Here is a 25,726-nt window from a genome sequence, read left to right as displayed (position 1 = left end):
ATAAACCTCTATAGCTGTTCGTTTCAATGCTGCCGAATTTAGTGCCTTTTTTTAAACCTCCTTATGATACGTATGCGCATGGTGTTGACCTCACCCCTTTACGATCTACAGCGACTTTTTCTGAGTTATTAGAGTCACCACATTTTATCGACCATATAACTCGCTTTAGCTTAGAGAAAGGCGTAACGAAATCAAGGGCTCAAGCCTCCGTGTGGCATATGTATTACACCTTCAATATTTTCCCAAGCATCATCGTAAGCCATTCATTATTGCTAACACCCTTGCCACTAAAGCTTTGCGAATTGAGCTACAACCCTGAGCAGCTCAGCATTTTGCTGCCGCATCAAGGTAAAGCACTTAAAAACAGTGACACAGAAACACGCTATCACGACTTGTTGTTCAATCACTTATCACCGCTTCACGACCTGCTACATCAAGCTTTCGGCGTAAAAGAGCGGACGTTATGGAGTAATTGCTTTTATCGCTTGAATGACTTTTTCGACATTATTATGGGGCTTGTGGGTACGCATCCAACATTGCTTCAAGATAAACAAATACTGACTACATCCGCCCACTTAGGGGCGCTAAAGAATCCGCTTAAGTTTGCCGAAATAACCGCACATGATCCGAGTGGCAAATATCAAATCCGCCCTGAATGCTGCCTTCTCCACGACCGAGAAAATGGCAATTACTGCCGCGACTGTCCCAAACACAAGCACAATATGGTGCAAAGAAAAGCCGCGCTAAGTAACCTAAGCAAACTGAGGAAAAACGTCTCGATAGAATGAAGCTTTCTCAGCCATCACTAACGCAGCACGCTTATGAGGAAAGTCAAACTCAAACTGGCTATGATAACCAAGCTCTGCAATGCGAGTGAGTAGCCGCGTATTATCATGGCGAGGCTCTAGCACAATACGCTGAGTATCTTCATGCCCTAAATAAATAAGGTGACTTAAACTGGTCATCCAAGCACGAAAATTTTCGGGACCTCTACATGATTGCTCGCCAACTAATAAATGGACGCCTCTATCTTTGGGCTGCCACTCATAATATCCCGCTAACTTATCTAACTCAGCCCAATAAACTTCAACATAGCCAAATGGCTGCTCATCAAAATACATGACGAGCGGCAAACTAAAGTTGTCTGCTAAACGTTCGCTGAGATACTGCCACTGCTTTTCTTCTGACCACGCCTGCTGCCAAAAATGTGCAACTCGAGGATCGTTCATCCACTGACAAAATAGTGGTAAATCCGCTTTTGAGATCAGCTTAAAGCGCACCGTCTTATTGAGCTGCGGGTTGTGATACGAGGCAAGCTCTGTACCTTGCAGCGCGGTTTTGTCGGTACAAGGGAATTGCTGCCACAAAGGGTGAATTGAATACATACTTTTCCACTTAAATTACACAAACGACTGTCATTGAAGCGACAAAGCCCGTTTGAAAGATTTAGTAACCGAGTCATGAGGTTACATGCACTCTGTTTAGTAGACGGTGACTAAGGGAATTAATTTAAGGAAAGCGCGATTTGTAGGCACGCTAGTTCATTTTTTTCTGATACATGTGTTTGTCTGCTCGAGAGAATAAACTGGTCATGCTTTCAAACTTACTGTCGCTCTTGGCAAATCCCGCAGAAAAACCACACTTGGGGAGCTTTTTCTTTTTTAACGCCTGATAGAAATTAGCCTCACTTTGAAAAATAAAGTCGTTTACTGCTTCTTCATTATCTCGTTGTACAATAGCCAGAAACTCATCGCCGCCATAGCGCCCAATAATATCATCTTCGCTACTTGCGGCTTTCAAGGCTTCAGCCAAACTTTGTAACACCTGATCTCCAACTTCATGACCATAGCTGTCATTTATCGGTTTAAAACCATCTAAATCAAGAAAGACACAGTAAAGCGCACCACCCAGTTTTAAGGCAATATCACGCTTATGTTCACCGAGTATTTCAGTCGCGCGGCGATTTAGTACTTCAGTCAACGGATCTTGCATCGCTATCGCTTTGATTTTGCTATAGCGCTCAATCATCACCAAATCGTCTTCTAGCATATCGCGTAAGTGCTCTATAAATTCAACCAACGAAGCGTTGTAATTTGTAGGCTTAAAATCCATCACACACAATGTGCCAAACGATTTTCCATTGGGCCAGTGGATTGGTACACCCAAATAAGACTCAAAGCCATCATTGGCAACCTCAGGGTTATCGTCCCATTGATAGTTTACGCTGGCGTGCTGCTCATATAGATTGCGATTATTAGCGACAACATGCTTACAAAAGATATTGGTTTCTTGCGGTATAAAACCACCTGCAGGATACGGGTTTTCTTCTTGGTCACTTGCAATCATCACTGCAAAACCGTCTTCTTTTTTTTGTACCACAAACGCAGCAGGCGCCGAAAAAATCTTCGCCATCAAATCGACTGTTTTTTGCCATTTTAATAATGTTTGTTGTGAGGCTTCTGGTTTGAGCAAGTCAGCATACGGCACAGTAATACCATTTAATTCAATTACATTTTATCTAAACAGTATAGCGGACAGCTGAAGAGTGGATGAATTATTGTTTCAAAGGAAAACGGTGTGGGCAACACGCTGACAGGTGCGTCAGCGTGTATTGGGAGGTTACGGCTTTAATGCTACTTTTCTATCGTTGTAATAGGCAATCAAATCATCAACGGTTTGCTGACAATACTCACGGATCCCAGAAACTAACATGTGCTTTTCACCATAACCGACTTTAGTGCCGTTCGACAGTAAATTAAAACGCAGGTTGATCTTGCCACGTTTGCCTTCATAGCTAAACTCTGGCTTAGCCGCTTCCAATGTTACTTCCGTTACCGATATATCATCCATATGAATAGACATAGATTCGTATATCACCATTGGCCTTGCTGGGTTTATCATTACCTCTTGCTCACCCATCAATGGGATAATCACATGAGGAAAGGTAGTGCCTGAAAATTCTACGTAATTTCTCGTCAAACTATTGATGAGCGTTGGGCACGTGCTGGTTTCGCCAGCGCGCGACACGGACAGCATCACTTTATCATTTGCGGTAATATCAAATTGTGCAGCACCTTCTGGCAATGTAAGGGTTGTTGTTTCATCAACCATGCCCACGAAGCTAAACTCCATATTCTCGCTTAAGCCGTAGTGCTTTAACACTAAGGAGAAAAGTAGATCACCCGGTACACAAAACTTCTTTGCATCGATGTCGTGCAGTGGGTTGTAGTCGTCCGCGACTCCTTTTGCAAATAAACTCCCCTGCTCTCTGGTAATGGTGATCTCATTTGCTTGTTGTTGATAATACGGCTCTAACATCGCTACTTTTCTCTAACCTCTATGATAAAACTGCGCCATGTTACCAGAATTTTCTGAAATAGAGGTCATATCTGTTACGATAATCTGTTAACAAATATTACATTGACCGGACTTGGCACTAAAAGTTAGCGAAGTTATTGAAAACAATGACCTCGCTAACCTCTGTTTAGAGTTAAGTTACATTAACCCTTGTAATGGCTCAGCGCCCCACGTAAAGAGTAACAAAGCTGAAAGTGCAATAAAGATAAGGTATGCAACAACACCCGATTTCATGACAGGCGTGCTGACTGCATGTTCTTGCTTACCAGTAACTAATGTCTTTACTAGGTTTTGACCTTTTAGGCGATACACCACAATAGCAAATATATGCAGTGCAATGGCCGCAATTAACAGCTCAATATTGGTGTGATGTATATCACCTGCTAATTCAACTAAGTCGTAAGATACATATTGTGCAAGTGGGCCTTCCACCAAAATATCATCTGTTGTCATCAAGCCAGAAACAAGCTGGACAATGATCAGCACAAAAAATAGCAGCACCATCAAACTTCCCGCAGGATTATGTCCTACATGGCTTTGTTTTGATTTAATGGCCGATAAAATTGCTTTAGGTGAATGAAATAACGCGCTTAATTTAGCGGTTTGGCTACCAATGACACCCCAAATTAATCGCGCTGCCATCAGTGCTAACAATAAATAGCCAGTAACAAAGTGAAGATCCATCATGCCTTCTTCACCGGTAATATATAAGGTTACTAGTCCTGCTACGAGCAGCCAGTGAAACCCGCGGATAAATCCATCCCACACTTTGGTCATCGTTTATTTGCCCCATAGGTAAAAATCATTGCAATGATGACAGGTTATAAAACTCAGCACAAAGAGTTAAGGTTAAATAACCACTTATCTTGATTTGGCACCGTATTTTGCGTCCAATTTATATACATCTGTCCGATGTTTGTTAGGCTTTTAGACATGTTTTTGCCGCAAACTTCGCAGCTCCGAGTAATAATGTTCTATAGTAAACTGGTGTTTGCTTTACTGGGTTGGAGCAATAATGAAATATTTACTGCTAATGCTGCTGTTATTTGGTGCGTGCTGCAACGCAAAAATATTGCTGATCTCGAATGAACCTGCCGATGAGCAAAGACTTTTTACCAGACAAGCCCATAGTTTAGAGTCAGATACCAACAACTTGCTTTTAAACCAGTTTGGCCGAGATTACTTTGACTTTAACATTGTCACCCCAACCAAGCTTAACCAATTACTAGCAAGCGAAGAGCCTGTGTGCGCGGTGTCTCGCCTAAAAACCCCAAGTCGCCAGCAAGCCTTCTTGTTTACCATCCCCATCCACCTATATCCGAGCCATAGATTATATTACTTCAAACAGCGCACCCCGATGGATGCCAGCCTTGTGAACGCCACGGGTAAGCTAAAGTCGCTTGCAAGTTTAATGGCTTACTATCCACAGACCACTATCATCAAAGAGGTCGGCAAATCTTATGGCAATACCATTGACTCTGCATTAGCGCTACTTGAGCACAAAAATGTTGCCATTAGACCGTATAAAACCTCAGCACAAACCATTATGGAGCAGTTTAGTGCAGGTAAAGTCGACTTTATATTAGCCTACCCCGCTATTTTTCAGCAAAGCTTTCCAAAGGACAAAGCCCATCTAGTGGGCTCATTACCGATTGCAAATAACCTCCCTCATCTTGAAGGCCATATTGCTTGTAGCCACACCCAAGAAACACGAGCATTTATCGACAAGGCCAACCAGATGATCCGTGCACTATATTCCACCAGTACCTACTTAACCACACACTTAAAATATCTCCCCAAGCAAGATCACGCATTGATCACCAGGCGGCTTGCGATGCTAAGCGCCAAATATCAACTTACTCCTGCAAAATAATTTCAACTGCGGTTGCACAAGGGTCATACTTAGTCTAAATTAAATCGCACACGATTAAATCACAAGAGACTAAAAATGACGACACTCTATCAGTTTGAAGCAAACACGTTACAAGGTCAGGCATATCATTTTACCGACTTACAAGGCAAAGCTGTGCTTATTGTTAACACGGCTAGTGAGTGTGGATTAACACCACAATATGAAGGACTCCAAGAGCTACACCAAAAATACGCGGATCAGGGACTTGTGATCATCGGCTTTCCCTGCAATCAGTTTGGTAAACAAGAACCCGGCGATGCAAAACAAATTCAAGAAGGCTGCTTAATCAACTATGGTGTTGATTTTCAGATGATGGAAAAGATTGAGGTTAATGGCGATAAAGCACACCCACTGTATCAATACCTAAAGTCCGCGCTTCCGGGGCTATTTGGTAATAAAATCAAATGGAACTTCACTAAGTTTTTATTTAACCAGCAGGGTGAACCCGTTAAGCGCTATGCCCCAATCACCAAGCCTGAACAAATAGCCAAAGATATTGAAAAGTTACTAAATGAGTCAATCTAACCCGCAGCTCAATCTCGATAACCAGATCTGTTTTCGGCTATATAGTGCATCAAGACAGGTTACACGGCTCTATCAGCCGTTACTCAAAGAGGTTGGGCTCACGTATCCGCAATACATAGTGTTATTGATTTTATGGGAGCAGGACGGACAGCTCGTGAAAGAAATAGGCGAACGAGCTGAACTCAATAGCAACACCCTAACACCGCTCCTTAAGCGCTTAGCTGAGCGTGGTCTCGTTACCCGTAGCAAAAATCCTGATGATGAACGACAAACCTTCATTCACTTAACTCAAGCAGGTAAAATCCTCGAGCAATCATGCGCTTGTATCCCAGCACAAATGATGGCAAAAGCGGGCTTAAGTATGGAGCAAATTCAACTGTTAAGGCAGTCTCTTGATGTGTTGATGGCACAAGGAAAGCGGTAAACACGATACATTTCGGACAATAAAAAAGCCGCTACATCAGCGGCTTTTACAATACGGTCTCGCTATTATGCAATAGACGGGTACTCACGGTATGCTTTTTCAAGCTTTTTCGCTTGCTTTTTAGATACACCAATATGCTCTAGTGCCACTCTTAAACGCGCACGAGAAAGGTCTGAACCTAACACTTCCATCGCATCTACTACTGAGGTCGATGAGGTTTTGCCTGTAATAGCAACGAAGATAGGCTCTAAGAACTCTTTGATCTTTAACTCATGGTGTGTCGCCACAGCCTTTGCAATAGAGAAGATCTCAGACTTGTTCCACATACGCAGCTTTTCCAATTCCCAAATAAAGAACTGCAGAGCTTGACGAACCACTTCTTCGTCCGCTTTACCAGCCGTTAATAACGCTGGATCGTATTCAGGTAAGCCCGCCACAAAGTGGCCTGCTAGCCCCACCAAATCAGATAGCGTGTTGATACGCGCCTTGGCTTCAGGAAGTACGCGAGCCAACATATCACCGTTAAACTTCCAGTCGACAAAGCGCTGGATAAGTTCTGCATCGGTTAGGTTTTCGCGGATCCACAGACCATTTAACCAGTTAAGCTTGTCAATATCAAAGATAGGTCCACCAAGCGATACGCGCTTCATATCAAAGTGTTCAATCATCTCAGCCAAAGTGAACTTTTCACGCTCATCCGGCATTGACCAACCCATACGACCTAAATAGTTAAGTAGTGCTTCTGGTAAGAAACCCATTTCTTTGTAGTAGTTAATTGAAGTTGGGTTTTTACGCTTTGACAGCTTAGACTTATCAGGGTTACGAAGTAGCGGTAAGTGACCAAGCACAGGTGCTTCCCAGCCGAAGTCTTCGTACAGTTTTAGTAGTTTAGGCGCAGAGTTGATCCACTCTTCACCACGGAAGATATGGCTAATTTCCATGTGATGATCATCTACTACGTTTGCAAGGAAGTAAGTTGGGAAGCCGTCGGCTTTCAACAAAACTTGCATGTCTACGTTTTCCCATGGGATCTCAATTTCACCGCGTAGGTAATCGTTAAACTTAAACGTGCCTTCTTCTGGGATTTTCATGCGAATTACGTAAGGCTTGCCAGCTTCAAGGTTTGCCTTTACTTGTTCTTCAGATAAACGTAAGCCACGGCCATCATATTTAGGGCGTAAGCCTTCTGCCATCTGCTCTTCACGCATTTGGTCTAGCTCTTCAGCCGTCGCAAAGCAGTAAAACGCTTTACCATCATCTACAAGCTGCTGTGCAAACTTTTTGTATAAGTCAGAACGCTCTGATTGACGGTATGGACCAAACTCGCCACCCACATCCGGACCATGATCCCAGTCAAGCCCTAACCAACGTAGGCTGTCCATGATAGCTTGCTCAGATTCAACAGTACTACGTACCTGATCGGTATCTTCAATTCGTAATACAAACTCACCACCTTGCTGCTTGGCAAAGCAATAGTTGAATAAGGCAATATAAGCCGTTCCTAAATGCGGATCACCGGTTGGAGAGGGTGCGACACGAGTACGGATAGTCATCAAAATTCTCTTAAAAATGGATTAGTCGATTAATGGCGCTATGCTAGCATAGCGCCTGATTAGCGCATAGTAAGGCGCGTGAATTAAGCTGCTTTTTCCAGCTTTTCTAGATAAGCAACAATATCATTGGATTCGTACAGCCAAGTGACTTCGCCTTGCTCTTCGATTCGCAAGCATGGCACCTTCACTTTACCACCCTGCTCTAGCAACTCTTGGCGATATTGCTCATCATTTTTGGCATCACGGGTTTCGAGCTTAAGCCCTTCACGCTTGGCAGCACGGCGCACTTTAACGCAAAATGGACATGCCTTAAATTGGTATAACTTTAAGTTTGCCGTCATAGCATCTAGCTTTTGCTGTTGTTCTGCTGCACGTTTTTTACTGCGCGGGGTAAAAATAAAATCAAAAAGTAAAATCAGACGTCCTAAAAACCATCTTACAAATTGCATAACGTTTCCCAAACCTTTTGCTACATTCGCTAAAAAATAGGTTGGGGAGTTTAGCATAATCTTTAAGCGCTATATATAAGCGGAGCTTAAAACAACTCTATTTCTGCACATGCGTATTGTGATTCAGCTAACCCTAAAGCGAGGTAGTTTGTAACTTGGTTTCTGCCATTTTCTTTTGAGTGATAAAGCGCGAGGTCAGCTTTATGAACTTGCTCAGAAACTTGTAGTGTATCGACCACTTCAGTAAAACCTAGGCTCACAGAAACATGCTCTACTTGCGGAAATCGGCTGGAAGCTATTGTACTTCTCAAGCGCTCAAGTGCTACTGCAGCAGAGTCATCATTGCGACTTTGAAATAGCACCGCAAACTCCTCTCCGCCGTAGCGAAACACATAGTCTTCTGCTCTAAAGTTAGCTTTGATCTTTTGTGCCACCAACAGGATCACTTCATCGCCAATCACATGGCCAAAATTGTCATTTACCTGTTTAAAGTGATCGATATCTACCATCGCTAAATACCACTTGCGGTCTTCACTGTCATCACGACATACCGTAAACCCGTCCCCATTGGTTATTTCCATGACTTTTTCATCAAACGTTTGGCGATTAAGTAGCTCGGAAAGCGGATCGATACGAGCAAAGTGCAATGTTGCCATTTGATGCGCAAAAACAGTGAGTAAGTGCTTCATTAAAGTCGCAGTGGTGAGGTTTACTTGGCCTTCTATATATAAAAAACCAACGAGCTGAGCTTGGTGATAAAACGGGATAACACTATCGCCGTGGTATTGAATGAGGTGTTTGTCATCTTGGCGCTGCTGTAATTTATCTACCACGGCCTCTACCGGTCCCACCACAACACAAAAGTCGCGATGGCTCACAAATATAGATTTTGGGACTTCTTTTTCCGATAAGCTTTTACTGAAATAAAATGCATAGCTTTCCCCACAAACATCGGAGATAACCCGCTCAAGGGCCTGCATTAGCACCAGTTCACTCTTTTGCGCCAAGAGCTCTAAAGTAAGTTCGTGACCACAGGGTGAATAGCTAACCGACATTCAAGGCCTCTCAATAAAGTTGACTCTTGATAAGTGTAGAACAGCCTTCTGAATTTACAGTAATTTATAGGCTAATTTAATACTTCTTGTTGGCTATGTTGATTTAAGAGCACCAAATTATCGCGATGGATGATCTCCTCTGCACTTTCAAAGCCAAGACACTGCGCAAATTCACTACTATGACGGCCAATTACCAAACCAAGTTCTTGATTACTTAAGCTAGTTAAACCTTGTGCCTGTAGCGTGCCTTGTTGGCAAAACACTTGAACCAGCTCACCACGTTTAAATTGCCCTTCAATCGACACGATACCTTTTGCTAGTAAACTTGCTCCTTGATTACATACCGCATTGATTGCGCCACTATCACAAATTATTTTACCGGTTGATTTAGGGCCAGACAGCAACCAGCGCTTGCGCCCTCCAACCGGAGCGTCAAACTTCAAAAACGTCGTGCTTGGTGCGGTTTGCGTAAGTACTTGCGGTAAAATGTCGTATTCACTGCCTTTTGCAATCACGACATCAACGCCTGCTCGTTGTGCGATGTCGGCGGCTTGCAACTTAGTCGCCATACCACCCGTGCCAAGTTGTGTGCCACTGCCACCAGCTAGTGCTCTAAGTTCGTCGTTTATATGTGTTACTTGCTCTATCAACTGCGCATCTGGATTGGCTCTGGGATCTGCGGTAAAAAGACCATGCTGATCGGTGAGTAATACCAATTTATCAGCATTTGCTAAAATTGCGACGTAAGCAGAAAGGTTATCGTTATCGCCAACTTTGATTTCAGACGTTGCCACCGCATCGTTTTCGTTGATGATAGGCACGACATGATGTTCTAGAAGCTTAGTAAGCATATCCCGTGCCGTTAGATAACGTTCGCGGTGCTCAAGATCGGCTCGTGTCAGTAGCATTTGCGCCACAGTGACGTCGTAAATACTAAACAATGACTGCCATAAATGGATTAATTGACCTTGTCCAATCGCAGCCAACATCTGTTTTTCAGCGAGTGAATGACCAATTTGTTGCTGCAATACACCGCGCCCAGCAGCAACAGCACCGCTAGATACAACAATGACCTGATGACCAGCTTGACGCAACGTTACACACTGCCTTACCAGCTCAACAAGTCTGGGCTTGTTTAAGGTCTGGCTGCCTGCAGTTAAGACACTTGTGCCGAGCTTGATAACAATGGTTTGTTTATTGTTTTTGGTCATAGTATTTGTTGGTTTTTACAGCGATAGAGCTTCGTTATACCACGGACCTTCCCCCCTCCCAAGTAATAATACCAATTGCATTGGTATAAACTCATGAATTTTATTTCTAACTCAGAGTGAATTGGTATAATCCGCCGCACTGATTTCGATCAAGGCTTTTTTGCACCGCGTGTGAGAGAGTGTTCACCATTCAATGAAAGAATAATTAGCTGAGTTCAGAATGAAAAAACACAAAAAGAACAAAGAGATTATGATGCTACCTTTGCTGTTTGTAGTGATCTTAATGTGTGTGGGTGGCCATTTTATTTTGCAACCTAGCTACAAAGACAGCCACATTGTCGAATACTCTCTAGCTGCACTACCGTTTTTAATGTTTGCCGTCGTGATTGTCGCTATCAAAATAGCCATAAAAGCAGATAACGATGAAAACAATGAGGGTGAGGGCTAAAGTATCCCTCACATTGGTTATAGAGGATGATAACCAAACCACAAAGGGGTAAGCGGTGTTGATTGGCCACTGTGGGTGAGCTTGATATTTAAGTTTTGATCAAATAAATCGATGGCAAAACAGTCATCTACATCATGTAAATCGTCTTTATGAATATGGCTAAAACCGTTAAGCAAAAACGCTTTTGCCTTCTCTTTTGCTTCATCGGCATTCGTTGCAACGAACAGCCCAAAGTCATGCGCCTCAGCTAAACTATCTGGCTTATATCCTCCCAAGTTCACAAAATACAAATGCTCAGCTTGCTCAACACGCTCTTCGGTAAGTTCAATGGCATAGCCATCGGCATGTTCAATGATTGTGTAGCTATCCATATGCACCGAGTTTTTATCACCAACCCATTGCTGCTTTAATTTGGGATAAGCTTCTTCAATTGTATTTGCCGCGACAAAGCGCACATCATGCATTTCAATATGGCAACCTTGAATACGGCCGCCTAGGTATACAACAAACAACTTCACTTTGACACTCCACTCCTTTAAAACCCAAGTATACTCTCAACGCAAAGACTTGGCTTTATTGAGTTAGATGATTATTCTGAATAAATACTCTCAGTGAAGGACAATATAATGAAAAAAACATTCCTCGCGCTTTTGGCTAGCTTTAGCCTGTCAACAACAGCTCAAGTAACCTTAATTCACAATGTAAATGGCTATACGCCCACTAAATCGCAGCAAATTGAGCGCTTTTCTTCTTTGGTAATTAAAGACGGTAAAGTCGTAAAAACAAGTTCAAAGGATCTGAGTACCCAATACCCGAGTGCAACCAAATTTGATGGTGAGGGAAAAACCCTATTACCTGGTTTAATTGATGCGCACGGTCATATCATTGGCCTTGGCAATAATTTACTCACACTCGACGTGCGCGGTAGCAAAACCATTGCAGAAGTAGGAAAACGGCTTAGCCACTACGCAAAAGCCCATGAAGGTGAATGGATAATAGGTCGAGGCTGGGATCAAACCTTATGGCCCGGCGGACAATTCCCAACCGCAGCCGATCTCGACAAATACGTAAAAGATAAGCCCGTCATGCTCACTCGAGTAGATGGTCACGCTATTTGGGTAAACTCAAAAGCGATGGCGCTTGCAAACATTTCGAAATCAACAAAGACACCGGAAGGCGGTGAAATCATTACACTGAATAGCGGTATGCCGAGCGGGATCTTTATCGACAAGGCAGAAGACCTTATTCGCACTCATGTCCCAGCTCAGTCGGATGCACAAGTAAACAAGGCGCTTAATAAAGCCGGAGAACACTTGCTGAGTTTAGGCATTACCTCAGCTCATGATGCCGGGATTGACCACACCACGTGGCAGGTTTACCAAGCACGCGCCAAGGAACACTCAATGCCTCTGCGCGTCTACGCTATGCTAAGTGCAAGCTCCCCCAAACTCGCAGAGATGTTGGACGCCGGAGTGCTCAAAGATACACGAGATCAACTCTCTATTCGTAGTGTAAAAATCTATGCTGATGGTGCACTTGGCAGCCGAGGCGCGGCACTTATTCGCGACTATCATGACCGCAAAGGCCACAAAGGGTTAATGCTCGAAAACCAAGCGACGCTTGAAGCATTGATCACCCAAGCCATACGCAGCGGCTACAGTGCACACACGCACGCCATTGGCGATAGAGCGAATCGCATCGTGCTAGACTCATATCAACACGTTTTTAAAAAAGCAGGTGGAAGACTGCTCAGAAATCGCATTGAGCACGCACAAATTGTCCATCCGGATGATATCCCCCGCTTTAAGACGTTAGATATTATTCCATCAATGCAGCCTGTTCATGCCACATCTGATATGCATATGGCCGAAAAGCGCCTAGACGACAAACAGCTTAGCGGCGCTTACGCATGGCAAACATTCTTAAAGCAAGGAAGTAGAGTGGCGGCGGGTTCTGACTTTCCAGTGGAGCTCGCAAACCCTTTCCATGGTCTGCATGCCGCTATCACCAGACAAGACCATCAAGATTTACCCAAGGATGGCTGGCGCCCAACAGAAAAGCTAACCAGAGAACAAGCACTCCAAGCATTTACTGTTGATGCTGCGTATGCCGCATTTCAAGAGTATAAACTGGGAAGCTTAGAACAAGGAAAGTGGGCCGATTTTATCTTAATAGACCAAGATTACTTTACCGTAAGCGAAGATAAAATTGATGATATTAAAGTCGAGCAGACGTGGATTGCAGGTGAACTTAAATATCAGCGTTGATCTTTTTGTAATTTCACCAAGTGGTAGGTGTTAACTAGTGCCAGTAGACCATTAGTTAACGCCACCGGCCAAGCTTGGATAAGTGCACCATAGGCGGTAAAACAAATACAGCCCATTAAATTGAACCAACGCAACTTAGCAACATCGCTCATCATCAAAGAAACGACCAAAAAAGCAGAGGCTAAATAGCCTAAATATTCCCAACTCATTTGTCCTCTCCCCTAAGTTGCGTTAGCATATAGTTTATGCTCGAATTTACGTATCGAGCAGAATAAAAAGGCTAACCCACAAGCCCCTAGAAATTAGCACCAATAAATTAGCTCTAACACGGGAAGTGGGGGTTTAATGGTAATATCGTTTATTAAATTCTTCGCCACAGCGCTGAGATAAAACCGATACTACTTAAACGGTGTGAGTTAGCGTAAAACTGAAAAATTCATGCTAACGTCATTATAGTTTAATAAATAGGACATTTGTCCGAAGAGCCATCTAGATGTTTCAATATCATTTTTCAACCAATTTGGTCGAACAGTTACTCGCTTTTGCTGGTAATAGTTTTCAGCACAGCAAAAAAGAAGTCTTGATCCACCAAGATGAACCATTGAGTAAACTCATATTGGTGACCAGTGGCACTGTGTCTTTTAGTTATGATGTCGGTAACGGTCGTCGTCTATTACTCGGACAACTGGACTGTAACAACACGCTAATTGGCGAAATCGAAGCGCTGAATCATCAGCCTTGTATTTATACCGTGACTTGCTTGAGCGATGTAACCTATCACCTCATTGAGCTAAAATATTGGCGAAAATTACTGCTTGAGCAGCCGGAGCTGAGCCTATATACCGCGCAAACCATCGCTGCTAAGTTTACTGAAAACCAAAAGATAAACTTAGACAAGTTGCTGTTGCCGCTGAGCTACAACATTGCTAAAGACTGCTTATTACGTGCCGAGAATTCGAATCCAACATTACTTCGTGCCTATTCAACGGTAAGTGCTGAAGCCGAAAGATTTGCGACCACTGAGCGTGCATATCGTCGGGTGGTAAGTGAATTGGTAGAAAAGGGCTTGATAGTACGTAGTAGTGAAGGCTTAAAGCCAGTCGATGTTGACGCGCTTGAGGATTTTGTTGATAGCTTCGCGCAAGCTTAATTTTTCGCGGTTAGAATAACTAGGGCGAGTACTTTCTCGCCCTTGAGTACTGATTAACTTATTTTGCAAATAGGTGTTTAATATTTGCTAAGTCAGACTTTCCTTCCACTAATTCTTCCGGTGTTAAACCTGACAGCTCGTGAGGGAATACCAACCACTCATCAGACTCATGAATAAAATAATCTGGTGTCATTGGTACTTTTTTGTTTGCTGGCTTGTAGTATGGGCAAGCAACACGAATATCGCGAGGCAAGTTCAGGCGCATTAACTCTGCAAGCTTTTCTTTCAACGCAAAAATACTGCGGCCAGAATCAAACACGTCATCAACGATTAGTAATGAATCGTCAGCGTTTGCATTTTCAACAATGTAATGCAAACCGTGAACTTTGATTTCTTTAGATTGCTTACCAATGCCATAGTAAGAAGAAGTACGTACTGCGATATGATCAGTCTCTATACCTTTGTAATCGTAGTATTCTTGAACTGCGATACCAATAGGCGCACCACCACGCCAAATACCGATAATAAAGTCAGGTCTAAACCCGTCTTCATAAACTTTAGCGGCTAAGCGAAATGAATCTTCTAGCAATTGTTGCGCTGTGATATAGCACTTATCTGACATAAATACCCCGTTAGGAAGCCCGTGTGATGGTGACAAGCAGCAAGCGCTGCCAATTGATACCAATTACAATTGTTTGCAAGCCATAGGCACTTGTGTAATTGGTATAACCGAATATTTTAACGTAAAGCGCAATAAAATGCTGCAATAATAGTGTCTTTTTATTTTCATTTTTTGATTTGAGGAGCCATATTCTAAAGTTAAGGATCGCCGGGTGAACCGGCTCCTACGCAAAGTTCAATGGGTGAACAGACACCTACACGGAGTGGTTAATTTGGTGGCAGCGAGTTCACCTCGCGATGGTTTTCAACAGATAAAAATAAGGCCGCGGTGGGCGGCCTGTATCGGTTATTCTTCGGTATCTACGCTGGCGTCATTGTCTTCTGGTGTCTCAACACCATTGTGCTCCAGATCATAGCTATCTACGCGCTGTAATCCGCGCGGTAACTTATTACCTCTGCGCCCTCGCTCACCGTAATAGTGCTCTAAATCACTCGGCTTTAAGGTTAGCTTGCGCTTACCTGCATGTAAGGTAACAGAAACGCCTTCAGGTACTACCGCTAACACTTTGACAAACTCTTCGCGGCTTTGCACTTTCGCGCTAGGGATAGAGATAATCTTATTCCCCTTACCTTTACCAAGCTTAGGTAAATCACGTAATGGGAATAGCAGCATTCTGCCTTCGCTCGAAATCGCCATACACATATCGGTGGCAACATCAAATACCTGGATAGGAGCCATCAAATGCGCACCTTTTGGCACGCTAACGAACGCTTTACCATTTTTGTTTTTGCTCACCATATCAGCAAAGTCACTGATAAAACCGTAACCGCCATCGGTCGCCATCAGATAAGTCGATTTCTCTTCGCCCATGACCACATGTTCAAAGTTACATCCTGACGCTAAGTTAAAGCGTCCCGTCATCGGTTCACCCTGACTCCGGGCTGAAGGTAAGCTATGCGCATCGGTTGCAAAGGCTCGCCCTGAAGTATCTAAGAACACCGCAGGCTGATTACTCTTGCCTTTCGCAGAGGCTTTATAACAGTCTCCTGAGCGGTAGCTTAGCCCTTCGGCATCGATATCATGGCCCTTTGCAAAACGCGCCCAGCCTTTTTCAGATAGCACAACAGTTACAGACTCTGATGGGATCAAATCTTTTTCGCTAAGCGCTTTGGCTTCACCACGCTCAACTACCGGTGAGCGTCTATCATCGCCATACAATTCAGCAGCTTCTTGGATTTCTTTTTTCATCAACGTCGACATACGACGCTCAGAGCCTAAGGTTTTTTCCAATCCATCACGCTCTTTTTCAAGCTCATCCTGCTCACCACGGATCTTCATTTCTTCAAGCTTTGCAAGGTGGCGTAATTTCAGGTCTAGAATTGCTTCTGCCTGCTTATCTGAAAGACCAAAACGCGCTATTAACTCTTCTTTTGGTTTGTCTTCGTTGCGAATGATTTCGATGACTTCATCGATATTCAAAAATGCAATCATCAAACCTTCAAGAATATGCAAACGCGCAAGCACTTTGTCTAAACGATACTGCAAACGTCTACGCACCGTTTCACGACGGAATACTAACCACTCAGATAAAATCTGACGCAAGTCTTTAACTTGTGGACGCCCGTCTAAACCAATCATATTGATGTTAACACGGTAGTTCTTTTCAAGATCCGTCGTGGCAAATAGGTGCGCCATTAATGGCTCGACCTTAACTCGATTTGAGCGCGGTACGATGACGATACGCGTCGGATTTTCATGATCCGATTCGTCACGTAAATCCGCTACCATAGGGAGTTTCTTCGCTGTCATTTGTGCTGCTATCTGCTCTAGCACCTTGGCACCCGAACATTGATGTGGCAACGCGGTGATCACCACTTCGCCTTGCTCTTCGGTGTACACAGCACGCATCTTGATTGAGCCACGACCTGTGGTGTAAAGCTTTTTGATCTCTTCTTGCGGCGTAATGATTTCCGCATCGGTTGGATAGTCTGGCGCTTTGACCAATTCTAGAATTTCTTCTAGTTCGGTTTTAGGCTTATCCAATAACAAACAACAAGCTTCAGCAACTTCACGTACGTTATGCGGCGGAATATCGGTTGCCATCCCCACCGCAATACCCGTCACCCCATTCAGCAAGATATGTGGTAAACGCGCGGGTAACACTTGCGGCTCATCTAAGGTGCCATCAAAGTTAGCGGTCCAATCGACCGTACCTTGGCCAAGCTCTTTCAGCAGTACTTCTGAGAACTTAGATAAACGCGCCTCAGTATAACGCATCGCAGCAAATGATTTAGGATCATCCGCAGCACCCCAGTTACCTTGGCCATCCACCAGCGGATAGCGATAAGAAAACGGCTGCGCCATGAGTACCATGGCCTCATAACAAGCACTGTCGCCATGAGGGTGATATTTACCCAGTACGTCACCAACGGTACGGGCAGATTTTTTGTATTTTGCTTGAGCAGATAAGCCCAGCTCACTCATCGCATATACAATACGACGTTGTACAGGCTTCAGGCCGTCACCAATATGTGGTAACGCCCTATCCATGATCACATACATGGAATAGTTCAGATAGGCATCTTCAGTAAAACGCCCCATCGGAAGTTGTTCAATGCCTTGCAAGGACAAGGCTTGAGGATCTGTCATGTTACACCTTACTTGTTGTTGTAGCTGATGCGATATATCGCATTGGCGTAATCATCGGAAACGAGCAGGCTACCGTCGTCGAGTTCTGCAATTGCGGCTGGTCGACCATGGGTTGTTTCGTTTTCCATAAAGCCGGTAAGGAAAGGCTCATAGCCTCTAATTTGGCCATCTTGCACATTTGCTCGCATTACTCGATAGCCCACTTTTTTGCTGCGGTTCCAAGAACCATGTTCAGCAACAAAAAGCTGATGCTTCATTGCCTTTGGAAATTGCTCGCCACGGTAAAAGTGAATGCCCAGCGGTGCAACGTGCGCTTGTAGTGCAAGTGCTGGCATGGCGTAGTCAGTCACCGATTTACCCTCGCCAAATTCAGGGTCTAGCACGCTGCCGCCATGAACATAGGGGAAGCCAAAATGCTGACCAATTTCGTCAACACGGTTGATTTCACATGGTGGAATGTCATCTCCCATCATGTCACGACCGTTGTCGCTGAACCATAACTTTCCAGTTACTGGGTGATAATCAAAACCCACTGAGTTACGCACGCCTTTGGCAATCGTCGAAAGCTTTTTCGTCTCAAGATTTAGTGAAAATATACGGCCAAACTTAGGGTCTTCGGCACAAATATTACAAGGCACGCCAACTGGAATGATCAGTTCGCCTTCCGGCGATACTGTCAGGTACTTCCAGCCGTGGTGACGTTTGTCAGGCAAATCATCGAACACCACTTCTTTTACCGGTGCCTTGAGGTTTTTTGCGATTTGCTTAAAACGCACAATACGCTCAACTTCAGCAACATATAAGTCACCGTCTTTTAGGGCGATACCGGAGGGCATATTCAGCCCTTCTGCAACCAAGATTTTCTTGTCGGCTACGCCATCACGGTTGTTGTCAATGAGTGCGTGAACTTTACCCGCTTTACGAGAGCCAACATACACAGTGCCATCTTTGCCCACCGCCATTTGTCTCGCATTTTCAACATCTTTCGCAAAATAGCTCAGCTCATACCCTTTAGGTACTGAAAGGCGCGAAAGCATATCATTTGCCAGCGCAGGTGAGCTTAATAACGCTACTGCCAGCGTCGTCGCTACCGTGGTCAATTTACTATGTATTTTCATGTTAAACCTCTGCCTTATCTCCGTGCTGCTCAAGCCAAATTTTACGGTCGCCAGAGCGCTTTTTAGCTAACAGCATATCCATCATTTCGAGGGTTTGTTCAGGCTCATCTAATGTCAGCTGAACTAAACGTCTAGTATTTGGATCCATGGTGGTTTCACGCAATTGTAACGGGTTCATTTCACCCAACCCTTTAAAGCGCTGTACGTTGACTTTACCGCGTTTCTTTTCGGCCTCAATACGATCTAATATGCCCTTTTTCTCATCTTCATCAAGGGCGTAGTAAACTTCTTTACCAACATCAATACGAAATAGCGGCGGCATGGCAACAAAAACATGGCCCTTACGAACAAGCTCTGGGAAGTGCTTCACAAAGAGTGCGCATAATAAAGTTGCAATGTGAAGTCCGTCAGAATCCGCATCCGCGAGGATACATACTTTGCCATAGCGCAAACCTGATAAATCTTCAGAGTCTGGGTCAATACCTAAGGCAACAGAAATATCATGTACTTCTTGTGAGGCTAAGATCTGTCCAGATTCCACTTCCCAGGTATTTAGGATTTTACCGCGCAGCGGCATGATTGCTTGAAACTCACGGTCTCGTGCTTGTTTTGCTGAGCCACCTGCTGAGTCCCCTTCCACCAAAAAGATTTCTGAGCGTTCAGTTTCACTTCCAGAACAATCGGTTAATTTACCCGGTAAAGCAGGACCCGAAGTGACTTTTTTACGAACCACTTTTTTCGCAGCACGCAAACGTTTTTGCGCATTGCTAATACACAGTTCAGCAAGTAACTCTGCAGTTTCAGTGTGTTCATTTAACCATAAACTAAAGGCGTCTTTGACAATGCCAGACACAAAGGTAGCGCACGAACGTGATGACAGCTTTTCTTTAGTTTGACCGGCAAATTGTGGGTCTTGCATTTTAACCGACAAGACATAACTACAGCGGTCCCAAACATCATCAGGCGTCAGTTTCACGCCACGCGGGATCAGGTTTCTGAATTCACAAAACTCACGCATCGCTTCAAGTAAGCCCTGGCGTAACCCATTTACATGGGTTCCACCTTGTGCCGTTGGAATAAGGTTTACGTAGCTTTCAGCGATGGATTCGCCGCCCTCAGGCAACCAATGAAGCGCCCAATCAACCCCTTCGGTTGAGCCACTGAAACTGCCTGTAAATGGGGATTTCGGCAGCACTTCGTAGCCTTCAGCGCTGTCTTTTAGGTAATCCTCAAGACCTGCCTCGTAGTGCCATTCTTGCGTTTCTTTCGTCTGTTTATTTACAAAACGAATTCTAAGCCCTGGACACAATACAGCCTTAGCTTTGAGCAAGTGGTTTAACTTAGTAATTGAGAAGTTAGCTGAGTCAAAATAACTCGCGTCGGGCCAAAAGTGTACTGAGGTGCCGGTATTACGCTTACCAACGCTGCCGGTCACTCTTAAGTCTTCGACTTTATCGCCGTTTTCAAATGCCATTTCATAGATTTGCGCATCGCGTTTAACGGTAATTTCGACCCGAGTCGACAAGGCATTAACAACCGATATACCCACCCCATGAAGACCACCGGAGAACTGGTAGTTTTTATTGGAAAACTTGCCCCCGGCATGAAGTTTGGTCAGGATCAATTCAACCCCAGGCACGCCCTCTTCTGGGTGAATATCCACAGGCATTCCTCGACCGTCATCAATGACTTCAAAGGAGTTGTCTTCATGCAAGATCACGTCGATCTTGGTGGCATGTCCGGCTAAGGCTTCATCGACACTGTTATCGATAACCTCTTGGCCTAAATGATTAGGTCTGGTGGTATCGGTATACATGCCAGGACGGCGCTTAACTGGCTCTAAGCCATTGAGTACCTCAATAGCTTCGGCATTATAGTTTTGCTGACTCATAGGCTAGTTCTAGTTATCTTTTTATCCGCTAGTATATGCACAACATACAGTTTTGAGCAGAGCTTTGTGCATAAATTCTAATTTTTGATAGTTAAAAATTTGGTGATGGTGTCAAAATAGCGTGGAAATTCAACAAAGCTATGATCCCCACCAAACTCAATAATTTGACGACAATGACTATAATAACGCACCGCCTCTGCAAAAGGCAGCACCTCGTCGCCCGTTTGTTGCAATAATAGCAAGTTTTCTGGATTACTCAGCTGCTCGACATACATGGATTTTAACGCATCAATATGTTCATACTGCAGCTCATAATGACAGTCCTGATAAGGATTGTATTGTGGTCCAAGGTAGTCATTTAATAATGAAAAAGGCCTAACTGCAGGGTTTATCACCACCGCTTTACAGCCAAGATGTTGCGAAAAGTAGGTGGCGTAATAGCCGCCTAACGAGCTACCTAACAACACAGTATCAGAATCAATGACGCTATCCAACTGTGCCAATGCGACTCTCGGGTCATAATGTAGTCTTGGGACAAGGTATGGCGTTTGTTTATCCATCATATATTCACCAAACGCCGTCGCTTTATAGGATAGCTCAGAGCTATTAAAGCCGTGAATATAAACTACTTTCCGAGCCATTTTACCTCTGTTGTTATAGCGCTTTTACTAAATACGATGACACGATAAGCGGGACCCAAATCAGACTGATACCAGTCCTTTGTGTGCTTATCAAATTGGATTGATGTTGCAGGCGTAGCGTAGATAGGTAAAGTGCGAAATTGTTGTTGATATTCATTATGCACATGACCATGAAATAGCCCTAAGACTTGCTCTGAATCCACCAACAGGTTTAACAGTGCAGGACCATTTTCGAGCATATGTTTATCTAAATAGCCATCTATCGGCCTAGGATGGTGGTGAGCAAAAACAATCGTATTGTTGTTGATATTATTGTTAAGCTTGTCTTTGAGCGCACCTAAATGTGACTTAGCACACCATCCGGCGGGTGTTTCACCCTTTGAGTTTAACAGTAACACCTGCCCAAACGGACCTGTGATGCATTTATGACGGACGATTTGCCCAGCACTTATTTCTTCGAGTAAAGCTAGCTCGTCGTGGTTACCCGGCACCCAAAGCACCGGACATTGCAACTCACTCTCCCTCACTATACGAGCAAACTCATGATAAGAAGCCGCACTGTGATCTTGTGTTAAATCACCGCCAAACACCACACAATCGAAATGCTCTTTTGCCATCGCGGCGAAAGTGCGTTCAAGGTTAGCGGCGGTATTTACCGCAAAATATTCCCCAGAGGGCGTGGCAAACAAATGGCAATCCGTAAAATGACCAATACGAATTTGCGCTTTATCGAATTGCAGCTCGAGATCAAACCAAGCCATTGTTTACATCCCAGTTTAAATGCACGCGGCCTTTTTCTAAACACACCATAAGCCAATCAGCTAAAAACGCATTTATTTGATACTTTTCATCTTTTTGGTACATATCAGGATTTGGGTAACCATAGGATGGCTTTATTCGACGATGATAATCACGGTGAATTACTTCAGCCACTTTAGCATCATGGTAGAGGCGCACAGACAACGAAAAGTGTGGCAAATGGGCGCTTACTGTCGCCATCTGCTCGATGTGAATGTCCGTTGTGTATTTACTGACTCCAGCTACGCTCAAACTGTATCGCGCAGAGGCTAAGTCAATCACTCGACTCTCACCGACCACTTCTTCAGGTAGCAATTTTAGCGCCCGTAAATAATTACGTTCGCACAGCGTGATGTAACGGGGCAGAGATTGAATATACTGCTTTGAGCTCAGCACTTGTGACAAAAATACGACTCCTAAACTGCTTCTATATCCGCGCTTTATTTAATGCCAACCATTGTAGACTAATAACAGTGGCAGCGTTATCGATTTCCTCATTATCAAGACGTGCAAGGGCTTCATCAAGTGGCATCACATGCACTTTAATATCTTCACCTTCTTCAGCCAGTCCATAAACCCCACTCGCTTTAGATAAATCAGCAAGCGCTAGATACAAATATAGTCGCTCTGTTGTACCACCTGGGCTTGATAAATAAGAGCGCATATAAATGAGCTTATCAAGCTCAAGTCCAGCTTCTTCTTTGGCTTCTTTTCTTGCAACACTCTCATAGTCTTCGCTCCCTTCTGCCATCCCTGCAATGCATTCCAAAAGCCAAGGAGAGTGTCTTGAAGCCAACGCTCCAATGCGAATTTGCTCAATAAGCAACACACTGTCTGTAACAGGATCATACGGCAATATTGCAACCGCATGACCACGCTCTAATATCTCGCGAGTTATCAGCTCTGATACACCGCCATTAAATAAGGCATGGGTAAATTGGTACTTGTGAATGGTAAAAAAACCATTGAAGATTGTTTCTATTGAAGAAACATTGACGTCGACTTTGTTGAACTGACTCAAAGGTTTCATAAAATAATCCTGTGTTTTTTAATAGCAACGGTTTAAAAGCTAACCAATCGCCCTTATAGTAGGGTCATACCTGAATAAGTAAACGAAGTCGTTTACCTTTAACTTTTTCCACTTTACAATACCCAAGTGGTATTAATATATTCTGTTACACTTGTTGGCGATGTTTTACGCATTTGGTCTTTAATTGGGCCGCAAAAACAAGGTAACATGCTGACAGTATAAAAATTGTCTAAGGACTGAGCGAAAAATGAAAAAAACTCTACTATCATTAGTTGTTGGGTTGTCGTGCGCACTTTCAAGCAGCCTGTCCCACGCGGAAGACCTACTGCAAGTATACGACATTGCAACGGCTAACGATCCTACCGTATTAAAGGCTAAAGCGCAGGCTGATGCGCAAAAATATGCACAAGACCAAGCATTAGGCGTATTGCTACCTCAGCTTGGCTTTCAAATGAGTTATACAGACGTTAACTCTGAAGGTCCATCGAGCCAGCAAAATGACTCGACAGGCTACACCATGTTTGAGTCTGACACTGACACCTTTCAGCGTTCAATCTCTCTAAGCCAAACCATTTTTGATATGGCATCTTGGCAGGGTCTTTCAATTGCAGAAAAACGTGCAATGCAAGCATCGACTCAATATGAGCAGCAAAAGCAAACTTTGATTGTCCGTATCGCTGAAGGTTACTTTAATGTACTAAGTGCGTTAGATAGCCTAGAGTTTGTACAAGCCGAGAAGCGCGCTATTGAACGTCAACTAGAGCAGACAAAACAGCGCTACGAAGTAGGTTTGACAGCAATTACAGACGTGCATGAAGCAAGAGCACAATTTGACCGTGCAGTTGCAGACGAAATCATAGCAAGTAATGCAGTTGAAACAGCACGTGAAACATTACGTACGATTACTGGTAAGTACCACGCTAAGCTAGATAAGTTAAACACTGAAAAGTTCTCAACAGTTAAGCCTACGCAGAATACGAACGATTTTATCGAAATTGCAAAAGCGAAGAATTTAGACCTTCAAGTTGCAAAATCTGCGGTAGACATCGCAAAAGATCAAATTGATTTAGCTCAATCTGGGCATTACCCAACACTAAACTTAAACGCTACTTACTCTGATTCTTTAGCTGACAGTGCAGGTAGACAACATGCACCACGTAGCGACAGAACTTCGGTAGGCTTAACGTTAGACGTACCAATTTACACAGGTGGCCGTACAGTTGCAGCAACAGATCAAGCTCGCGCAAACTTTGTTGCTAGCAGCGAAGATATGGAAGCGGCAATGCGTAACATGACACGATCAGTGATCACGTCTTATAACCAAGTGGTTTCAGACGTTGCAACTTACCGTGCGCTAGAGCAAGCGGTTGTTTCAGCAGAAAGTGCATTACAAGCAACTGAAGCGGGTTTTGATGTAGGTACTCGTACCATCGTTGACGTACTAGTCAGCACGCAAAACCTGTATAACGCGAAACGTAACCTAGCTGATATCCGTTATCGCTACGTACTATCATCGCTACGCTTAAAACAAGCAGCAGGTACACTATCTCGTACCGATCTTGAAGCAATTAACCAAGGTTTGATTGAAGGCTAAGTACTTCGATTATCACCTCTGAAAAGGCCAGCTATGCTGGCTTTTTGTATTTTTACAGCAATATAGATAAACTAGCCTCTTCAATTAAGTCTCAGGTATATTACTTTGGTTACTCACTCACCTTTCAGATGGTCATTCTTAGCACCTAAATTTTGGCTGACTTGGCTTGGTGTTTTCGCCCTGTATTTGATCTCATGGCTCCCACAAGGTGTTCAATTTACACTGGGTAGAGGCCTTGGACGTCTAGTTCATAAATATATGAAACGCCGCCGTCATATTGCTGATGTCAATTTGAAACTTTGCTTTCCACAGCTAAGTGAAGCAGAACACAAAGCTATGCTACTAAAAAATATGGAAAATACCGGCATAGCAACTCTTGAAACGGGGATGGCATGGTGGTGGCCAGAGTGGCGCATCAATCAAGTAGTGGGCTCTATTAAGGGATTAGAGCATATTGAAGCCGTGCAAAAGCAAGGAAAAGGGGTACTTATGCTGGTTCCCCATATGTTGCATCTTGAGATGGCAAGCCGAGTGCTAGGCACAAAAGTGCAAGGTGTTGGCTTTTATCGCCCACACAATAATCCACTTATGGAGTTTTTTATGACCCGTGGGCGACTACGCTCAAATGAGTATTTAGTCACTAAGCGAGACGTCAAAGGCTTATTGAAAACACTCTCAAGCAAACGCGTGTGTTATTACTTGCCAGATCAAGATTATGGCCGCAAGCGCTGTGAGTTTGCCCCTTTCTTTGCGGTTCCTGATGCAGCAACAACAACTGGTACTTTATTATTTTCTTCAAGCAAAAAGGCTGAGACTTTAAGCTTACACTGTACGAGAGACGCAAAAGGGATGTATCATTTAGACATACAACCTATTTTAGAAGCATTCCCAAGTGGCAATGATCTTGCAGATGTTACTCGCGTCAACGAGAGAATGGAGCAAGCAATCAATTGTGCGCCGGATCAATATATGTGGGTGCATCGTCGCTTTAAAACGCGACCTGATGAAAAGGCACCTTCGTTTTATTAGGGC

Annotated in this window: 27 protein-coding genes; 9 read left to right on the top strand and 18 right to left on the bottom strand. The window is 43.9% G+C overall.

What is annotated here, in order from left to right:
- The first annotated feature begins 26 nt into the window (after positions 1-26).
- A complete protein-coding gene (locus MHN32_RS09840; protein ID WP_239421621.1) occupies positions 27-788 on the top strand; it encodes an IucA/IucC family C-terminal-domain containing protein in 762 nt (253 codons plus the stop codon).
- Here the strand turns inward: MHN32_RS09840 and MHN32_RS09835 are convergent.
- From MHN32_RS09835 to MHN32_RS09820, 4 genes are all read right to left on the bottom strand, one after another.
- Positions 753-1,385: a GNAT family N-acetyltransferase gene (locus tag MHN32_RS09835; RefSeq protein ID WP_211867926.1), complete on the bottom strand. Its 633-nt coding sequence runs from the start codon at positions 1,383-1,385 to the stop codon at positions 753-755. The genes MHN32_RS09840 and MHN32_RS09835 overlap by 36 nt on opposite strands.
- 151 nt (positions 1,386-1,536) lie before the next feature.
- Positions 1,537-2,487: a sensor domain-containing diguanylate cyclase gene (locus MHN32_RS09830; RefSeq protein WP_211867924.1), complete on the bottom strand. Its 951-nt coding sequence runs from the start codon at positions 2,485-2,487 to the stop codon at positions 1,537-1,539.
- A 132-nt stretch (positions 2,488-2,619) separates the two neighbouring features.
- On the bottom strand, positions 2,620-3,318 hold the full coding sequence (locus tag MHN32_RS09825) for a DUF3581 family protein (RefSeq protein ID WP_010607683.1): 699 nt from the start codon (positions 3,316-3,318) through the stop codon (positions 2,620-2,622).
- Between the two features lie 177 nt (positions 3,319-3,495).
- Entirely contained in the window at positions 3,496-4,134 is a 639-nt protein-coding gene (locus tag MHN32_RS09820; RefSeq protein WP_102056190.1) for a cytochrome b/b6 domain-containing protein, read from the bottom strand.
- 238 nt (positions 4,135-4,372) lie between these two features.
- Here MHN32_RS09820 and MHN32_RS09815 point away from each other — a divergent pair, with 238 nt between their 5' ends.
- The 3 genes from MHN32_RS09815 to MHN32_RS09805 all read left to right on the top strand — a co-directional run bounded on the left by MHN32_RS09815 (position 4,373) and on the right by MHN32_RS09805 (position 6,218).
- Positions 4,373-5,230 carry a transporter substrate-binding domain-containing protein gene (locus MHN32_RS09815; protein WP_239421620.1) on the top strand — a complete coding sequence of 286 codons (858 nt, stop codon included), beginning with the start codon at positions 4,373-4,375 and terminating at the stop codon, positions 5,228-5,230.
- A 75-nt stretch (positions 5,231-5,305) separates the two neighbouring features.
- Complete coding sequence (locus tag MHN32_RS09810; protein ID WP_010379179.1) at positions 5,306-5,794, top strand: glutathione peroxidase; 489 nt, start codon at positions 5,306-5,308, stop codon at positions 5,792-5,794.
- The gene (locus tag MHN32_RS09805) at positions 5,781-6,218 is read left to right on the top strand and encodes a MarR family transcriptional regulator (RefSeq protein WP_102056188.1); all 438 of its coding nucleotides are present in this window, start codon (positions 5,781-5,783) and stop codon (positions 6,216-6,218) included. Before MHN32_RS09810 ends, MHN32_RS09805 begins: the two co-directional genes overlap by 14 nt.
- Before the next feature lie 65 nt (positions 6,219-6,283).
- Here MHN32_RS09805 and gltX read toward each other — a convergent pair whose 3' ends face one another.
- The 4 genes from gltX to proB form a co-directional block, all read right to left on the bottom strand.
- On the bottom strand, positions 6,284-7,771 hold the full coding sequence (gltX, locus tag MHN32_RS09800) for a glutamate--tRNA ligase (RefSeq protein ID WP_239421619.1): 1,488 nt from the start codon (positions 7,769-7,771) through the stop codon (positions 6,284-6,286).
- Positions 7,772-7,854: 83 nt separating this feature from the next.
- Positions 7,855-8,220: a glutaredoxin gene (locus MHN32_RS09795; RefSeq protein ID WP_026000901.1), complete on the bottom strand. Its 366-nt coding sequence runs from the start codon at positions 8,218-8,220 to the stop codon at positions 7,855-7,857.
- A gap of 86 nt (positions 8,221-8,306) precedes the next feature.
- A complete protein-coding gene (locus MHN32_RS09790) occupies positions 8,307-9,275 on the bottom strand; it encodes a GGDEF domain-containing protein (RefSeq protein ID WP_239421618.1) in 969 nt (322 codons plus the stop codon).
- A gap of 71 nt (positions 9,276-9,346) precedes the next feature.
- Positions 9,347-10,486, bottom strand: a complete 1,140-nt coding sequence (gene proB, locus MHN32_RS09785) for a glutamate 5-kinase (RefSeq protein ID WP_099031975.1) — start codon at positions 10,484-10,486, stop codon at positions 9,347-9,349.
- Between the two features lie 220 nt (positions 10,487-10,706).
- On the opposite strand from proB, the gene MHN32_RS09780 reads away from it, so the two are divergent.
- Complete coding sequence (locus tag MHN32_RS09780; protein WP_010379194.1) at positions 10,707-10,934, top strand: hypothetical protein; 228 nt, start codon at positions 10,707-10,709, stop codon at positions 10,932-10,934.
- Positions 10,935-10,951: 17 nt separating this feature from the next.
- Here MHN32_RS09780 and MHN32_RS09775 read toward each other — a convergent pair whose 3' ends face one another.
- A complete protein-coding gene (locus tag MHN32_RS09775) occupies positions 10,952-11,452 on the bottom strand; it encodes a DUF1543 domain-containing protein (RefSeq protein WP_010607693.1) in 501 nt (166 codons plus the stop codon).
- A gap of 108 nt (positions 11,453-11,560) precedes the next feature.
- On the opposite strand from MHN32_RS09775, the gene MHN32_RS09770 reads away from it, so the two are divergent.
- A complete protein-coding gene (locus MHN32_RS09770; RefSeq protein WP_239421617.1) occupies positions 11,561-13,201 on the top strand; it encodes an amidohydrolase in 1,641 nt (546 codons plus the stop codon).
- Here the strand turns inward: MHN32_RS09770 and MHN32_RS09765 are convergent.
- On the bottom strand, positions 13,192-13,410 hold the full coding sequence (locus MHN32_RS09765; protein ID WP_010379202.1) for a YgjV family protein: 219 nt from the start codon (positions 13,408-13,410) through the stop codon (positions 13,192-13,194). The two genes, MHN32_RS09770 and MHN32_RS09765, sit on opposite strands and share 10 nt — an antisense overlap.
- Positions 13,411-13,694: 284 nt before the next feature.
- Between MHN32_RS09765 and MHN32_RS09760 the strand changes: the two genes are divergently transcribed.
- Complete coding sequence (locus MHN32_RS09760) at positions 13,695-14,351, top strand: Crp/Fnr family transcriptional regulator (RefSeq protein WP_010607695.1); 657 nt, start codon at positions 13,695-13,697, stop codon at positions 14,349-14,351.
- Between the two features lie 58 nt (positions 14,352-14,409).
- Here MHN32_RS09760 and MHN32_RS09755 read toward each other — a convergent pair whose 3' ends face one another.
- The 8 genes from MHN32_RS09755 to MHN32_RS09720 all read right to left on the bottom strand — a co-directional run bounded on the left by MHN32_RS09755 (position 14,410) and on the right by MHN32_RS09720 (position 23,100).
- Positions 14,410-14,973 (bottom strand): phosphoribosyltransferase family protein, encoded by a 564-nt coding sequence (locus tag MHN32_RS09755; RefSeq protein WP_010607696.1) that lies wholly within the window; start codon positions 14,971-14,973, stop codon positions 14,410-14,412.
- A 345-nt stretch (positions 14,974-15,318) separates the two neighbouring features.
- Positions 15,319-17,622 (bottom strand): DNA topoisomerase IV subunit A, encoded by a 2,304-nt coding sequence (parC, locus tag MHN32_RS09750; RefSeq protein WP_102056184.1) that lies wholly within the window; start codon positions 17,620-17,622, stop codon positions 15,319-15,321.
- 8 nt (positions 17,623-17,630) lie between these two features.
- Complete coding sequence (locus tag MHN32_RS09745) at positions 17,631-18,740, bottom strand: PQQ-dependent sugar dehydrogenase (RefSeq protein WP_174170316.1); 1,110 nt, start codon at positions 18,738-18,740, stop codon at positions 17,631-17,633.
- A gap of 1 nt (position 18,741) precedes the next feature.
- Positions 18,742-20,631, bottom strand: coding sequence for a DNA topoisomerase IV subunit B (parE, locus tag MHN32_RS09740; RefSeq protein WP_017216993.1), 1,890 nt, complete (start codon positions 20,629-20,631; stop codon positions 18,742-18,744).
- Positions 20,632-20,708: 77 nt separating this feature from the next.
- Positions 20,709-21,272 carry a YqiA/YcfP family alpha/beta fold hydrolase gene (locus tag MHN32_RS09735; protein WP_174170318.1) on the bottom strand — a complete coding sequence of 188 codons (564 nt, stop codon included), beginning with the start codon at positions 21,270-21,272 and terminating at the stop codon, positions 20,709-20,711.
- Positions 21,257-22,033 carry a metallophosphoesterase gene (locus tag MHN32_RS09730; RefSeq protein WP_239421616.1) on the bottom strand — a complete coding sequence of 259 codons (777 nt, stop codon included), beginning with the start codon at positions 22,031-22,033 and terminating at the stop codon, positions 21,257-21,259. Before MHN32_RS09730 ends, MHN32_RS09735 begins: the two co-directional genes overlap by 16 nt.
- Entirely contained in the window at positions 22,020-22,475 is a 456-nt protein-coding gene (locus MHN32_RS09725) for a DUF1249 domain-containing protein (RefSeq protein ID WP_239421615.1), read from the bottom strand. Before MHN32_RS09725 ends, MHN32_RS09730 begins: the two co-directional genes overlap by 14 nt.
- A 22-nt stretch (positions 22,476-22,497) precedes the next feature.
- On the bottom strand, positions 22,498-23,100 hold the full coding sequence (locus MHN32_RS09720) for an NUDIX domain-containing protein (RefSeq protein WP_102056180.1): 603 nt from the start codon (positions 23,098-23,100) through the stop codon (positions 22,498-22,500).
- Between the two features lie 247 nt (positions 23,101-23,347).
- Here MHN32_RS09720 and tolC point away from each other — a divergent pair, with 247 nt between their 5' ends.
- A complete protein-coding gene (tolC, locus tag MHN32_RS09715) occupies positions 23,348-24,694 on the top strand; it encodes an outer membrane channel protein TolC (RefSeq protein ID WP_010607703.1) in 1,347 nt (448 codons plus the stop codon).
- Positions 24,695-24,799: 105 nt separating this feature from the next.
- Positions 24,800-25,723 carry an LpxL/LpxP family Kdo(2)-lipid IV(A) lauroyl/palmitoleoyl acyltransferase gene (gene lpxL / locus MHN32_RS09710; protein ID WP_010607704.1) on the top strand — a complete coding sequence of 308 codons (924 nt, stop codon included), beginning with the start codon at positions 24,800-24,802 and terminating at the stop codon, positions 25,721-25,723.
- The last annotated feature ends 3 nt before the right edge of the window (positions 25,724-25,726 follow it).

This window comes from Pseudoalteromonas sp. Of11M-6 (assembly GCF_022347905.1).
In the GTDB taxonomy this organism is placed as follows: domain Bacteria; phylum Pseudomonadota; class Gammaproteobacteria; order Enterobacterales; family Alteromonadaceae; genus Pseudoalteromonas.
The sequence above is the reverse complement of the archived record's forward strand: the minus strand, read 5'-3'. Positions and strand labels throughout refer to the sequence as shown.

Coding starts and splice junctions, on each gene's coding strand:
- MHN32_RS09780 (WP_010379194.1), top strand. CDS start 10,707: ATGAAAAAACACAAAAAGAACAAAGAGATTATGATGCTACCTTTGCTG.
- MHN32_RS09825 (WP_010607683.1), bottom strand. CDS start 3,318: ATGTTAGAGCCGTATTATCAACAACAAGCAAATGAGATCACCATTACC.
- MHN32_RS09770 (WP_239421617.1), top strand. CDS start 11,561: ATGAAAAAAACATTCCTCGCGCTTTTGGCTAGCTTTAGCCTGTCAACA.
- parC (WP_102056184.1), bottom strand. CDS start 17,622: ATGACAGATCCTCAAGCCTTGTCCTTGCAAGGCATTGAACAACTTCCG.
- tolC (WP_010607703.1), top strand. CDS start 23,348: ATGAAAAAAACTCTACTATCATTAGTTGTTGGGTTGTCGTGCGCACTT.
- MHN32_RS09810 (WP_010379179.1), top strand. CDS start 5,306: ATGACGACACTCTATCAGTTTGAAGCAAACACGTTACAAGGTCAGGCA.
- MHN32_RS09805 (WP_102056188.1), top strand. CDS start 5,781: ATGAGTCAATCTAACCCGCAGCTCAATCTCGATAACCAGATCTGTTTT.
- MHN32_RS09790 (WP_239421618.1), bottom strand. CDS start 9,275: ATGTCGGTTAGCTATTCACCCTGTGGTCACGAACTTACTTTAGAGCTC.
- MHN32_RS09765 (WP_010379202.1), bottom strand. CDS start 13,410: ATGAGTTGGGAATATTTAGGCTATTTAGCCTCTGCTTTTTTGGTCGTT.
- MHN32_RS09745 (WP_174170316.1), bottom strand. CDS start 18,740: ATGAAAATACATAGTAAATTGACCACGGTAGCGACGACGCTGGCAGTA.
- parE (WP_017216993.1), bottom strand. CDS start 20,631: ATGAGTCAGCAAAACTATAATGCCGAAGCTATTGAGGTACTCAATGGC.
- MHN32_RS09755 (WP_010607696.1), bottom strand. CDS start 14,973: ATGTCAGATAAGTGCTATATCACAGCGCAACAATTGCTAGAAGATTCA.
- MHN32_RS09820 (WP_102056190.1), bottom strand. CDS start 4,134: ATGACCAAAGTGTGGGATGGATTTATCCGCGGGTTTCACTGGCTGCTC.
- MHN32_RS09795 (WP_026000901.1), bottom strand. CDS start 8,220: ATGCAATTTGTAAGATGGTTTTTAGGACGTCTGATTTTACTTTTTGAT.
- MHN32_RS09815 (WP_239421620.1), top strand. CDS start 4,373: ATGAAATATTTACTGCTAATGCTGCTGTTATTTGGTGCGTGCTGCAAC.
- gltX (WP_239421619.1), bottom strand. CDS start 7,771: ATGACTATCCGTACTCGTGTCGCACCCTCTCCAACCGGTGATCCGCAT.
- MHN32_RS09835 (WP_211867926.1), bottom strand. CDS start 1,385: ATGTATTCAATTCACCCTTTGTGGCAGCAATTCCCTTGTACCGACAAA.
- MHN32_RS09730 (WP_239421616.1), bottom strand. CDS start 22,033: ATGGCTTGGTTTGATCTCGAGCTGCAATTCGATAAAGCGCAAATTCGT.
- MHN32_RS09760 (WP_010607695.1), top strand. CDS start 13,695: ATGTTTCAATATCATTTTTCAACCAATTTGGTCGAACAGTTACTCGCT.
- proB (WP_099031975.1), bottom strand. CDS start 10,486: ATGACCAAAAACAATAAACAAACCATTGTTATCAAGCTCGGCACAAGT.
- MHN32_RS09735 (WP_174170318.1), bottom strand. CDS start 21,272: ATGGCTCGGAAAGTAGTTTATATTCACGGCTTTAATAGCTCTGAGCTA.
- MHN32_RS09840 (WP_239421621.1), top strand. CDS start 27: ATGCTGCCGAATTTAGTGCCTTTTTTTAAACCTCCTTATGATACGTAT.
- MHN32_RS09720 (WP_102056180.1), bottom strand. CDS start 23,100: ATGAAACCTTTGAGTCAGTTCAACAAAGTCGACGTCAATGTTTCTTCA.